The 13,187-nt window shown below is 60.6% G+C and carries 11 protein-coding genes; 8 read left to right on the top strand and 3 right to left on the bottom strand.

The annotated features are described in order from the left end of the window. The first annotated feature begins 69 nt into the window (after positions 1-69). From QR64_RS05945 to QR64_RS05970, 6 genes are all read left to right on the top strand, one after another. Positions 70-507: a hypothetical protein gene (locus QR64_RS05945; protein ID WP_039584511.1), complete on the top strand. Its 438-nt coding sequence runs from the start codon at positions 70-72 to the stop codon at positions 505-507. A 40-nt stretch (positions 508-547) separates the two neighbouring features. Further along, complete coding sequence (locus tag QR64_RS05950) at positions 548-1,996, top strand: aldehyde dehydrogenase (RefSeq protein ID WP_039584512.1); 1,449 nt, start codon at positions 548-550, stop codon at positions 1,994-1,996. 234 nt (positions 1,997-2,230) lie between these two features. Continuing rightward, positions 2,231-3,478: a CaiB/BaiF CoA transferase family protein gene (locus tag QR64_RS05955; RefSeq protein WP_039584513.1), complete on the top strand. Its 1,248-nt coding sequence runs from the start codon at positions 2,231-2,233 to the stop codon at positions 3,476-3,478. Positions 3,479-3,753: 275 nt separating this feature from the next. After that, on the top strand, positions 3,754-4,038 hold the full coding sequence (locus tag QR64_RS05960; RefSeq protein WP_006550551.1) for a YciI family protein: 285 nt from the start codon (positions 3,754-3,756) through the stop codon (positions 4,036-4,038). Between the two features lie 392 nt (positions 4,039-4,430). Beyond that, the gene (locus QR64_RS05965) at positions 4,431-5,336 is read left to right on the top strand and encodes an alpha/beta hydrolase (RefSeq protein ID WP_039584514.1); all 906 of its coding nucleotides are present in this window, start codon (positions 4,431-4,433) and stop codon (positions 5,334-5,336) included. Between the two features lie 166 nt (positions 5,337-5,502). Beyond that, positions 5,503-6,303 (top strand): crotonase/enoyl-CoA hydratase family protein, encoded by an 801-nt coding sequence (locus QR64_RS05970; protein WP_039584515.1) that lies wholly within the window; start codon positions 5,503-5,505, stop codon positions 6,301-6,303. 408 nt (positions 6,304-6,711) lie between these two features. Here QR64_RS05970 and QR64_RS05975 read toward each other — a convergent pair whose 3' ends face one another. After that, a complete protein-coding gene (locus tag QR64_RS05975; RefSeq protein ID WP_039584517.1) occupies positions 6,712-7,644 on the bottom strand; it encodes an alpha/beta hydrolase in 933 nt (310 codons plus the stop codon). A 431-nt stretch (positions 7,645-8,075) separates the two neighbouring features. Between QR64_RS05975 and QR64_RS05980 the strand changes: the two genes are divergently transcribed. Both QR64_RS05980 and nudC read left to right on the top strand, forming a co-directional pair. Continuing rightward, positions 8,076-8,372 (top strand): Dabb family protein, encoded by a 297-nt coding sequence (locus QR64_RS05980; protein ID WP_039584518.1) that lies wholly within the window; start codon positions 8,076-8,078, stop codon positions 8,370-8,372. Between the two features lie 73 nt (positions 8,373-8,445). Next, the gene (nudC, locus tag QR64_RS05985) at positions 8,446-9,372 is read left to right on the top strand and encodes an NAD(+) diphosphatase (protein WP_039584519.1); all 927 of its coding nucleotides are present in this window, start codon (positions 8,446-8,448) and stop codon (positions 9,370-9,372) included. A gap of 651 nt (positions 9,373-10,023) precedes the next feature. Here the strand turns inward: nudC and QR64_RS05990 are convergent. Both QR64_RS05990 and QR64_RS05995 read right to left on the bottom strand, forming a co-directional pair. After that, a complete protein-coding gene (locus tag QR64_RS05990; protein WP_039584520.1) occupies positions 10,024-11,670 on the bottom strand; it encodes a flavin-containing monooxygenase in 1,647 nt (548 codons plus the stop codon). 209 nt (positions 11,671-11,879) lie between these two features. After that, positions 11,880-13,025 carry an acyl-CoA dehydrogenase family protein gene (locus QR64_RS05995; RefSeq protein WP_039584521.1) on the bottom strand — a complete coding sequence of 382 codons (1,146 nt, stop codon included), beginning with the start codon at positions 13,023-13,025 and terminating at the stop codon, positions 11,880-11,882. Between the last annotated feature and the right edge of the window lie 162 nt (positions 13,026-13,187).

Raw genomic sequence — 13,187 nt, forward strand, 5'->3', positions numbered from 1 at the left:
CTCGTTCTTCTTCACCTGCAAGCGCCGGCCTGGTGAGAAAACCTCAATAATACCGGTGCGCTCACTTCGATGGAGGTCCGCAACTCCGCTGGCGTTACCCTCGGCGAGAAGTGGCGCCAGGGCGTCGACGCATACCTCGGCGCATTCACCGCCGGCTTTCCCAACGCCATGTTCGTGTACGGTCCGCAGAGCCCCGCCGCCTTTGCGAACGGGTCCACGAACGCGGAGCTTCAAGGTGAGGTCATGGTCGAGTTCCTCGAATTTCTTCGTTCGGAGGGCCTTACCCGGTTCGAATCGACTCCCGAAGCCGACCAGACCTGGACCGATCACATCAACGGTACCGATGACATGGCGCTGTTCAAGCATGCAAAGTCCTGGTACAACGGCAGCAACATCCCCGGCAAGAAGCCCCAGATGCTTCAGTATCTGAACGGTCTGCCCATGTACCTGGATTTCTGGCACAAGGAAAAGGCGGCAGGATACACCGACGGACTGCGGGTATCGTGAGGTTTCGCTCAATCGGATTCAACCTCGGAAGAAGTGAATAATGCCTGTCATCAACAGCATTGAACGTGAACGTTTCTTCATCGACGGCCAATGGCGCAAAGCGAGCACCTCCGATCTGGCACCGGTGTTCGAGGCAGCAACCGAGCGCCCTCTGGGTGTTGCTGCGATGGGCGGGCCCGAGGAGATCGATGCGGCTGTGCACGCCGCACGGGCCGCACTCCAGAAAGGCCCCTGGGGGCGCAGCACCCCCCACGAGCGAGCTACAGTGATGCGGCGCTTCGCCGACAGCCTCGAGCGTCGAGGAAGATCGACTGCAGAGCTCGTCAGCCGGCAGACCGGAATGATCTCCTCCTTGTCGGTGAGCACAAGCGCAACGGCTCCGGTAGCGATCCTGCGGTCCATGGCAGATCTCATCGAGACACGAACATTCGAGACCCGCCGACCCAGCAGCATGGGCTCCACCATCGTGCGAGAAGAACCCGTAGGAGTCGTGGGCGCAATTACTGCCTGGAACTATCCACAGCTCTTGGCCATGGCCAAGATCGGGCCCGCACTGGCAGCAGGATGCACTGTAGTTCTCAAGCCGGCACCGGAGACGTCGCTCGATGCCTATGTACTCGCAGAGGCAGCCGAGGAAGCCGGTCTACCACCTGGCGTCCTCAACATCGTTGCCGGCGGCGTTCATGCAGGCAAAGCCCTTGTAGCCCATCCCGATGTCGACAAGATCGCCTTCACCGGTTCCACTGCAGCAGGACAAGCGATCGGCGAGGTCGCCGGCCGCAGTTTCAAGAGAGTCTCCCTGGAGCTCGGAGGAAAATCCGCAGCCATTGTGCTCCCCGATGCCGACCTCGGCGTCTTTGCCAGAAGCCTCAAAGACGCCGTGCTCAAGAACGGGGGACAGACATGCACCACGAACTCCCGCATCTTGGTTCCCCACGGTAGGTCCAGCGAGATCATCGACGTCCTTGCGTCCTACGTAGACGGCTTGGTCATGGGAGACCCACTCGACGAGTCGGTAACCATGGGCCCCATGGTAAGCGAGCAGCATCGGGAGCGGGTGAGGAGTTACATCCGCCTCGGGCAGTCCGAGGGATTCCGAACGATCCGCGGCGGAACCGACTCCCCTGAGCAATGTCCCCGCGGCTGGTTCGTGTCTCCCACCATCTTCGAGGGTGTCGATAATCGCAGTCCGCTGGCACAGGACGAGATTTTCGGACCTGTCATCTCCGTCATCCCTTATGAGACCGAAGAGGACGCCATCAACATGGCGAACGACACACCATTCGGTTTGGGAGGAGTCGTCTTCACGGAAGACACCGAACACGGCTTGGACATCGCGTCACGTATTCGATCCGGAACCGTGGGAGTGAACTACTACTCCCTCGATACCGGCTCCCCGTTCGGCGGCGTGAAGAACAGCGGAGTCGGCCGCGAATTCGGGCCCGAGTCCCTGGACTTCTATCTCGAGTACAAGTCGATATACGTCTAGGCTTCGCAACGCCCGCAGACCCTCCATATCGCCCCCGACAGTGCGTCCAGCCTGAGACTTCATCCGATGGAAGGAACGAGTAGCTACACGGAGCATGCCCGTCGTCTTCAGCGTCGCTGACTATGGGCAACTACCCGCGGTCGATGCAGGTCAGCGATGGCTGAGAATACTCCGTTCATGCTTTGTCCCTCCCTCCGGAGGCCAGCGACTTCCAACCGCACAGAATGAGCAATCATGCCTGAATCCTCATCTGCCATCCTCCCGGCCGAGACTCGAGAATCCGCATCCGAGACTCTGCGTCCACGGACCGGCGCACTCACCGACATCCGGGTCGTCGATCTTTCGCGGGTGCTGGCCGGCCCGCTGTGCGCGCAAGTGCTCGCCGACCACGGTGCCGACGTGATCAAGGTGGAGCCACCTACTGGTGACGACACACGCAGCTGGGGCCCGCCTTTCGTCAAGGATGACCACAGCGCCTACTTCGATGGCTTGAACCGCAACAAGCGGAACATCAGTGTGGATTTGCGTACCGAGGCCGGCCAACAACTGCTGCGCACGATGCTTGCCGAAGCCGATGTCGTCATCGAAAACTTCAAGGCGGGCACCCTTGCGAAGTGGGGACTCGACGACGACGTGCTCGCCGCCGAATTCCCGCGACTCGTGCACTGTCGAATCACCGGGTACGGAGTCGACGGGCCGCTCGGTGGTGCTCCCGGCTACGACGCAATTCTCCAAGCCTTGTCGGGGCTGATGAGCATCAACGGTGAGCCCCACGGTGATGCCATGCGGATCGGGATCCCTCTGGTCGACATCATCACGGGTCTCAACGCTGTGAACGGCATCCTCATGGCACTTCACGTGCGGCAAAAGACCGGACGCGGGCAACTCGTGGATCTGGCACTACTCGACAACGCTGTGTCGATCCTGCACCCACACGCCGGCAAGTGGTTTGCCACCGGCGTCGCGCCGGAGCGGACGGGCGTGGCACACCCGACGATCTGTCCCTATGAAACGTTCACCTGCGCCGATGGCCCCTTCTTCATCGGTGCCGGCAACGACCGGCAATTCCGCGCTCTGGTCGTGGCGCTCGACGCTTCAGACCTGGCCGACGACCCGAGATTCGTCACCAACTCCGACCGGATGGCAAACGCAGCTCAACTGCGCGACATCCTCGGCGGCCTCGTCAAAACTTGGCAGCGCGAAGCTTTGGCGGCCCTGCTACGGCGAGCCGGCGTACCGTCGGGGTCGGTGAACAATGTCGGAGAGGCCCTTTCGCTACCGCAGGTCCGTCACCGCGAGATGGTGGTCGAGTGTGACGGCTACCGGGGTCTCGGCGTACCCGTCAAACTCGCTGGGTCCCCCGGTGCTGTGCGGTTCGGGCCGCGCGACCGTGGCGCCGATACCGATACTGTGCTAACAGAACTCGGACTTCTCGAAGACGATATCGAGCAGCTGCGCGCCGCCGGGGCACTGCCCGAGTAACAGCTCACCTGCACGGCGGATCTTGGCCATGCCTACCAGCAGAGCTGGTTCCACACACAGCTGCCGGCAAGGTCACCGACCGTATGCAAGCCACACCGTCGTCCGGCCGTTCAACGCCGATCGCGTTCTCTCCGTTCTATATTCGCCGTCGTTCACCAACAGGTGTTGCAAAATAGGACACTGGTGACCTCATCCCTGCTTCTAGCGTTCTAAAGTGCGCATTCTCCTGAATATCCGCACCGTTTCACATCCCTTATCCCACTCAAGGAGTGACCATGGCCCTGTTCGCTGTTATCTGGTCGTACACCACTGACGCATCCGTCAAAGAGGCTGCTCATGCCGACCACCTGGTCTTCGTCAAGGACGCGGCCGCCAAAGGCGTGCTGCAGGAAGCGGGCGCCTGGGCCGACGGGGCCGGCGCGTTGCTCGTGTTCAAGGCGGACAGCGAAGACGACCTGCAGGCCCTGCTCGCCAAGGACCCGTATGTCACGCAGGGTGTTGTCGTCGACCAGAGCATCTACCAGTGGAAGCCCGTCATCGGACCCCTCGTAGGGATCTGAGGACGACCCGGCTGCTCCACCTCGATGGAAAGAAGTTGCAGCATCTCTACATCGAGTTGCAATCAGCACTCTTCCAGTAGCGTCGGCACAAACGACCCGCACAACTTGCATCTGTGCGTTCGCATAGTGAGCGACGGATGCGAAAAGTTCGATCAGCGACATCGCGGAACCATCACATCACCGCCTCGACGGCGCAAGCCTCGACGCCGAACCGATGTGGCGGTCGATGAGTATCGACATTTCGACAATCCGAGGCAATCGTTGACCTTCCCTAGCGGCCTTTTCTAATCAGCCGACTGGGTGGGGTGACACCGTGCGTACGCGATACACCAGCTTCACGCCTTCCTGATCAGTCAATTTCCTTCTCGACCGGTGATGAAAGTGAGCAACACATGTCCGTGAGCAAAGAATCGCTGTTCCTCAACGACCTGTACTCGTCCTGGCTTCGACGGTCCGAAGGTATGGATCTCGCAGGTCAGCGAGACATGTTCGAAGAATGGCATCTTCCCACCATCGAACCCACCGATGTCACGTATGAAGAAGTGACAGCCAACGGTGTGCCGGCAACATGGGCCAAGCCGCTGGGCGCCGCCGAGGACCGGGTGATCGTCTTCACGCACGGCGGCGGATTCGTGACAGGTTCACGCTTTTCCCATCGCAAGCTTGCCGCACACCTCGCCAAGCTGGCAGGAGTTCACGCACTCGTGGTGGACTACCGGCTCGCGCCGGAGGCAAAGCATCCAGCACAGCTCGAAGATTGCATTGCCGTGCAGAAGTGGCTCCGTACGCAGGGCTACAAGGCAGAACATACGGCGACGGTCGGCGACTCGGCAGGCGCACATCTCGCCATCTCGACCGTGTTCGAACTTGCGGGTATGGCACTTCCCATTCCGGCCGCCGTCGTCGCTCTTTCGCCGTGGCTCGATATGGAGATCAAGGGGTTGACGATCGAATCGAACGACGCAGTCGACGTCCTGGCCAAGAGGGCAGTCCTCGAGATGATGCGAGAGAATTTCCTCACCGATCTCTCGGAAGCAACGGACCCGCGGGCAAACCCGCTGCTCAGGGACTACACAGACTTCCCTCCCGTCTATGTATCGGTCGGCGGCTACGAGACTCTGCTCGACGACTCGCGCCGGGTCGTCGAATTGATCGAAAAGGCAGGGAGCGAAGCCGTGCTCGACGTGGTCGACGAACAGCAGCATGTCTTCCACTTCAACGCGGGACGAGCACCCGAGGCGGATCAGGCCCTGAACCGGATCGCCCAGTGGCTACGGCCGAAGTTGGGGCTCGCCTGAACACCGTGTGTGGGGCGTGCAACTGAAAGCAAAGCGCGCCGACGAAGGAGGAACGTGTCTCGGCGGCGGTCTGCTTCGACCAGACTGCCGCCGAGTCCGTTCGCATGCCAGTCAGCAGTGCATTATCCGAACCATCGATTGCAGTGAAGATCGGGAAGACACATACATGGAAAATCCAGTTCTCGTAGAACGCGACGGATTCATCGAAACGTGGACGATCAATCGGCCGGCTGAACGTAACCCAGTCTCAGGGATGGATGTCGTCGACGCATTGGTCGCATGCGTGGATGCCGTCAACGCCGATTACGGGGTACGCGCTGTCATTGTCACCGGCGCGGGATCGACCTTCTCCGCCGGCGGCAACGTCAAGGACATGGCGAATCGCCAGGGACTGTTCGGCGGGAAACCTCACGAACAACGCGATGGCTATCGCGCCGGGATACAAAGGATCCCACGAGCGATGTACAACTGCGACGTACCCTTGATTGCAGCGGTGAACGGCCCTGCAATCGGTGCCGGGTGCGATCTTGCCCTCATGTGCGACCTCCGAATCGCCAGCGAAAAAGCGTTCTTTGCTGAGAGCTTCGTCAAGCTGGGCATCATCCCGGGTGACGGGGGTGCGTGGCTGTTGCCGAAAGCGGTCGGTATGGCGCGGGCGGCCGAGATGATCCTCACGGGCGACCGTGTCGACGCAACACAGGCTCTCGAGTGGGGATTGGTCTCGAACGTCGTTCCTCCCGATCAGCTGCTCGACGAAGCTCGCGCACTCGCCAACAGAGTGGCCGCCAATCCTCCGCACTCGGTACGGATGGCAAAAAAACTCCTGCGCGAAGGGCAGCACCAGAGCCTCGACAGCCTCCTCGAACTGTCCGCTGCTCTGCAGGCGCTGGTTCAACAGACCACCGATCACACGAGAGCAGTCAACGCCCTCATGGAGAAGCGAACTACCGCATTCACCGGCGAGTGACGATGCCTCACGTAGCAAGCTCCTCGATCAGCGGTGCGGACACGTGGACGTTCGGCAAGGCAACCGCATCAGCAGGAACGATGTCGTGAAGTTCGACGAGTCCTCTTCGATCGAGCACTGGTCTACTGACTGTTACCTCAGTACCAGGGCAGGACGAGGAGCATGTTGTTCATCCGCCCGAACTCGGACGTCTCGACCTCCCTGAGTTGCCCGCAGAGGAACCGGACGACCGTGTGCGTGTCTCGTGCACATCCCGCGCTCGAGAATCGTGTGCCGGCGGGCCCGCCNGGACCAGACATGTGCTCCGTGAGGACCTGAGTGCAGCACGCCGGCGGGCACGCGCTGAGCGAGCAACGGGTGGCTGCACTCGCAGCACATGACTGCGGCACAGCCACCGGCCACTCGTACTCAGCGAGCGAACTGTTTGCCGAGGAATTCGACAACCGCGCTGTGCAATTCAGCACTGCGCGGAACTGCACCGGTCATCCAGTACACGCCATGGACAAGACCGCTATACAGTTCGACCTGGACCGGGACACCCTGCTCGGTCAGCATCCGCCCGTAGTTCAGGCATTCGTCGCGTGTGACCTCGTACTCGTTGACCAACATCAGCGTCGGAGGAAGCCCCGCCAAGCTCTTCGCCTTGGCCGGCGAGGCGTACGGGTTCTCGGCGTCTTCCAGTGTGGCCAGGTACTGCTCCCAGAACCAGCCGATTGCTGCCGCGGTGATCAAATATCCCTCGGCATTCTCCTCCCATGACGGGAAGCGTGCCGTGCCGTCGATAACCGGATAGACCAACACCTGAGCACACAGGGCCGGTGAGCCGGTATCACGTGCCCGAAGGGCGGTGACTGCGGCGAGATTGCCACCGGCACTGTCGCCCATGATGGCGACACGCGTCGCATCACCACCGAAGTCGGCGACGTTGTCGACTACCCAATTCAGAGCAGCGAACGCGTCTTCGGGTGCGGCAGGGAACTTGTGTTCGGGAGCGAGCCGGTAACTCACGGCGGCCACGATGACCCGGGCGTCCGCGGCCAGCGCGCGACAAGGCTGCTCGGTAACGTCGAGGCTGCCCGCAACCCATCCGCCGCCGTGGATATACACCACAACCGGCAGGGGCGCATCGGACTCCGGAATGTACAGACGCACGGCCTGATCACCATCCGGTCCGGGGTAGACCGTGTCGACGACACGAGCAAGATCCGCTTTCGGCGCCTGCAGTTCGCTGAAGGATTCGATGACCTCACGGACCTCAGCGACACTCATCTGCTCGAACGACCTCAGTCCCTGCTCGTTCAACGTATCTATCAACTGCTCGACTACAGGATCGAGTGCCATGGTGATCTCCTTGATGTGATAGGCGGACTGGTCAATCGCCGAGTCGGTGGAGTCACACTACGAGGAGGCCCGAGCGGACGAGTGTCCGAAAACAACACACCTGTCCGTCTGTCCCGGTTCTCGGAGATGTGTGTTGCACAATCGGACACACCGAAGGTCCATCACTGTTCTACCGTCACCCACGTGACCCACAGACGGCCAGAATCTCCCCATCACCGTTCGATGACGGGCCGGCACCGCGAGGGAACCCACCGGAGAACGGGTTCACCCCCGAGGCGCTCTCGAGAAGTGGGTTCCCCTGTACGTCCGCGGACTGCGGGGAGGGATGTTCGGTCGCCGCACGTCATGGTGAGGGCACATCAGCGGCTCTGAAAAACGTGCCGCTCACTTCGGGTGTCGAGCTCGAATTATGCTTCCAGAGAGGGATTATCATGTTGCATCATGTCGTAACATTCAGTTGGAAGAAGGACATCACCGACGAGCAGGTCGAATCGTTCCACAAAGCTCTTGACGCGATATCGGCGAGCATTCCCCAGGTCGTCGAGTTTCGCTACGGAAGGGACCTCGCCCTCAAGCCCGGGATCGGCGACTATGCAATATCTGCGATCTTCGAAGACGTCCCCGCCTTCCGCGCATATCTGGTCCATCCCGATCATGTGCGCCTCGTTGAAGAATTCATTTCGGTGATGTCCGAATCGTACTCGTCGATCCAGTTCGAGTTTGCCTGACGGCAGTGCCGGCCGCACGCGCACGAACGAAGTGCCGGTCGACATGGTCGCTCGTTGCGGAAGGTTGTGATCAATGGTGAACGCTGACGGTGTCGGGGGTGCCCTTCCTGGTGATGCCTTGAGTCGCCCTGTGGCGCTACGTGACGATGCGACCGTGCAGGCGAGGGCATGGCCGGATGCGCGGCTGCTTCGCGTGAACGGTGCCGGTCAGGTTCGTCTCATCGATGGACAACTGCTCCTCGAGTCGGCTGCCGACTATTGTTCCCAACCTCCGACACACGCGGTCTTGTTGGGAGTCGTTGGTACGGTGCATCAATGGGCTGTACGGGACGAGTTTCTCACGGAGGCCCCCATGGAGAGCGTGGGCATCGAGTTCGGTGACCTGCGGTCACACGGAGCGCTTCTCGATGCAGTTGATGCCGAACGGTATCTCACCGCGCAGGCCCTGCTGATGTGGCAGGACGAATCCCACTTCTGCGCCAAGGACGGGGCGCCGATGACGATCACCTCGGGTGGTTGGACGCGCGTGTGCACTGCGTGCGGTCGGGAGGAGTACCCGCGGACCGATCCTGCGATCATTTGTCTGGTACATGACGGGGCGGACCGCGTGCTGTTGGCGCGACACGCGGCGTGGCCGGCGCGGAACTTCTCGACGCTGGCGGGATTCGTCGAGGCCGGCGAGTCGCTCGAAAGCTGTGTGGCGCGGGAGATTGCGGAAGAGGTCGGTCTCGTTGTCTCCGACGTAGCCTACGTCGGAAGTCAGCCATGGCCGTTTCCGCGTTCCCTCATGCTCGGCTTCCATGCCGTCGCCGATCCTCGAGAACCGCTCATCTTCAGTGATGGTGAGATCTGCGAGGCTGTGTGGTGCTCCCGCGCGGAGGTGAAGGAGGCCCTCGCCGCCGGCGACTGGGCTAGTTCGGTCGATGCGCCCGTGTTGCTGCCGGGGAAGGTCTCGATCGCACGGCGCATGCTCGAGGCATGGGTGCGAACTGCTAGCTGAACGTCCGGATTGATCGCCGCCGACCTGGCATCGTGATACAAGGGTCGCTTGTGGTCGACGATCCGGAGTCGCAAGGCGAGGGCACGCGCTGCGGCAGTCCTGATCTGCATCGTGTGCCCTTTTCCTCGGGTGTGTCGGTGCTGAGTCCTGTCAGCCGCTGCCGACAGGACTCCCATCGGCGACGAATGGCCGCTCACCCGGGAGGAGGTGATGCAGCTCAGCGGAATGGCGACGGATACTGTTGTTGTATAACGAAATTAAGTATTATGTTCGTGTCGACAGTATTGTGGTTGCCGGCTGGCGCGGCCCACTTGTCGGCGGTTCACCCCCAACACGTAAGGGTCGTGGCTACACCCCTCCAGGTCCGTCATCGGTTCGGTTTGAACCAAAACTCTGGACAGTCGACGCTCTCGCTTGGGCGATCCACGTCGTGTTCGTGTGATGGCGTTTGATCAGCCTCGCCTACATCGTGACCGCATCACCGATGCTCGCGCCCGTCTCGTCTACGGCGACGTGCTCGAAGGCAATGCTCTCGGTTCCATGATTGCCCCATCGACGCAGTCGATGTCCATCGGGGATCAGGGCAGTGAGCCCCGTCGAACGGATGCTTGGGCTACTGGGGGACCCAGTAGCCCAAGCGTGTCCGTCTCGTCAGTCGGTCTCGTAGGTGTCGTAACCGTTGGACTTGATTTCTTCCCAACGAGCAAAGTACTGAGGGACTCCTCCTGAGTAGTTGAGCATCTGCGCCGGCTTACCGGGCACGTTTGCACCCCAGTACCACGAACGTGCCTTTGTGAACATCGAGTTCACGAAAAGCTCGTCGACGTGTGCGCGCCACTGCTTCTCGGACTCTTCGGTGTTCTCGAACCGTGTCGCCCCTTTCTCGCGCAGGTACTCGAGGAACTCGACGACGATTTCGCCTTGGTACTCGGCAGATGTCGGGCCGTTGCAGAACCCGGACGGGCTCTGAGGTCCGTACAGGAACATCATGTTCGGGAATCCGCGGGTCGACAGGCCCAGACACGTGTCGACACCGGACTTCCACTTGTCCTGAATCGTCAGGCCGTCGACGCCGGTGATATCGATAGCCATGATCCCACCACGGTTGTTGTCGAACCCTGTTGCCAGTACGAGGAGGTCGCATTCGATGACACCGTCGTCGGTTTCGACACCATGCGGCAGCACCCGTCGAATCGGCGTGACGTTGGAGTCGATGACATCGACATTGTCCTGATTGATGACATCGAAGTAGTCCTGTTCGAGGGAGGGACGCTTGACGCCGTAGGGGTGCGGAGGCGTCTCCGGTGCGACGATTGCCGCCTTCTTGGGGTCGGTGACCCGTTCGAGGACCTTGCCACGCCAGAAGTCGTAGAACGTACGGTTGGCCTCCTCATCTACAAGGATGTCCTGGAAGTTTCCGAGCCACATCTCGAAACCACCTTCTGCCCACATCTTCTCGTAGATCGCGTCGCGCTCTTCCTTACTCAGGTCGGTGGCGTTCTGCGGAATGAAATCGAAGTCGAAGCCGGCAAACGCCTTGTAGCGCGTAGCAAACCGCTCGGGAAGTCCCTTCCGGAAGTGCTCGTTGTCGTCATGGGTGAGTTTGCGTTGCTGCATCGGAAGTGCCAGATTCGGGGTGCGTTGGAACACGGTGACGTGTTCGGCCACATGACCTGCCTCCTGGACGACCTGCACACCGCTGGCGCCGGTACCGATGACGACAACTTTGCGGCCACTCATATCCACGCCCTCTTGAGGCCAGCGCGCAGTGTGGTAGCACTCACCGGCGAAGGAATCGAGCCCTTCGAGATTCGGATACAGCGGCTTGGCGCCGAATCCTGTGGCAACAATGACCTGCCGTGCCGTCTGGATCTTGCCGTCGGCGGACCGTACGGTCCACTGACGGGTTTCCTCGTCCCACGTGCATGCTTCGGCGAAAGTGTCGAACACGACGTCGCGGGTGAGGTCGAGCTGTGAGTCGACGTAGTTGAAGTACTCACGAACCCCTTGGTGGCCCGGATACAGTTCGGTGAAGTCGTACTTCTTCCACAGGTCCTTGTACGAGAACTGGTAGATCTGCCCGGTGCTGTCGGTACGGGCTCCGGGATAGCAGTTCCACCACCAGATTCCGCCCAATCCACCCGCGGCGTCCCAGACATTGACGGTGAAACCGAGATCGCGCAGTCGGTCCAATGCGTACAGGCCGGAGAATCCTCCCCCGATGATCAGAACATCGAGTACGTCATTGTTCGAGTGCGAGCCGCTGCGGGTCGCTGTGGCGACCTGGGATTCGGTCATGTGGTCCTCCTGGAGATTTCCCGGGACGGGTGCTTCCGCCCGGACATCTACGACGGTAGAAGCGAACATGTGATGTGAAGTGTCCGAAATCGAGTCAAGACATTTCAATAAGGCACACGTATTGATAAGCAGCGCAAACTAATTCACTGACCATGCGGCATTCGAACCTTCTGCACTCACGACAGAACGATCGGTACACGACGCCGAGATCAGAAGCCCAGATCGCGACCGATCAGTTCTTTCATGATTTCGTTCGATCCCGCCCAGATCTTCGTGACCCGGGCATCCCGCCAGGCTCGTGCCACTCGGTACTCGTTCATGTAGCCGTATCCCCCGTGCAGTTGCACACAATGATCGAGGATCCGGTTCTGGATCTCGGCAGTCCACCACTTGGCCTTGGCTGCATCGATCGGTGTCAACGTCCCCTCCGAGTGGGCTTCGATGCAGCGGTCGACGTACGCCTGTGTCACGTCGAGCTGTGTCACGAGTTCGGCAAGCAAGAACTTGTTGTGCTGGAACGTTCCGATGGACTGCCCGAATGCCTTTCGTTCTCGGCAGTAGTTGATCGTCTCGAGCAGAATCTGCGCAGCGTGCGCGAGATTGGCAATGGCGCATCCGAGTCGTTCCTGGGGCAGGAAGGACATCATGTGGATGAATCCTCGATCGAGCTCGCCGATCACGTCGTCATCGGTGACGCGCACCCGGTCGAGGAAGAGTTCAGCGGTGTCTGCTTCGTCCTGTCCGACCTTGTCGAGTTTGCGGCCACGCTCGAATCCGGGCAAGGAGGTGTCCACGCCGAAGAGGGTAATTCCCTTGGCCTTCTTCGATGGAGAGGTACGTGCCGGAATGATCACCAGGTCTGCAGAGTAACCGTTGGTGATGAATGTCTTGGCACCCGAGAGCAACCACCCGTTGCCGTCCCGCACTGCGGTGGTCTTCAGTGCGGCCAGATCCGATCCCCCACCGGGTTCGGTCATTCCGATGGCGGTGAGCACGTCCCCGGAACACAGTCCTGGGAGCCACCTCGCCTTCTGTTCGTCGGTGGTCAGGTGCACCAGGTACGGCGCCACGACGTCACAGTGAATACTCACGCTCGACGCCAACGCGGCATTCATCTTGGCCAATTCTTCGATGAGAACCGCATTGAAGCGATAATCCCCTGCCTCGACGCCTGAATATCGTTCGGGTACTTCGAGTCCCAACAGGTCATGCTTACCCGCGGCAAGCCAGAACTCTCGCGGCAATGCCTTGTTGGCACGAACGTCGGCGGCCAGGGGCTCGAACCATCGAGCGAGAAACTCGCGGACAGAGTGTCGGTAAGCCTCGTGATCATCGCCGTACACCGTTCGCTTCATGATGGGTCATCCTTCGGATCGGGTGGACGTCACCGTCCAGACGGACGATGTGAGGAGGCAAGGAGTGATTGCCTACCCCATATCATCGTCTCGTTCACCGGCCGTTTGAGATGTCCTGTTATGCGACAGAGTGTTTCAGGGGTCAGGAACCGAATGTTTCGT

Origin of the sequence: Rhodococcus sp. Chr-9 (assembly GCF_000801125.1) — a bacterium.
GTDB classification, from domain to species: Bacteria; Actinomycetota; Actinomycetes; order Mycobacteriales; family Mycobacteriaceae; genus Rhodococcus; species Rhodococcus pyridinivorans.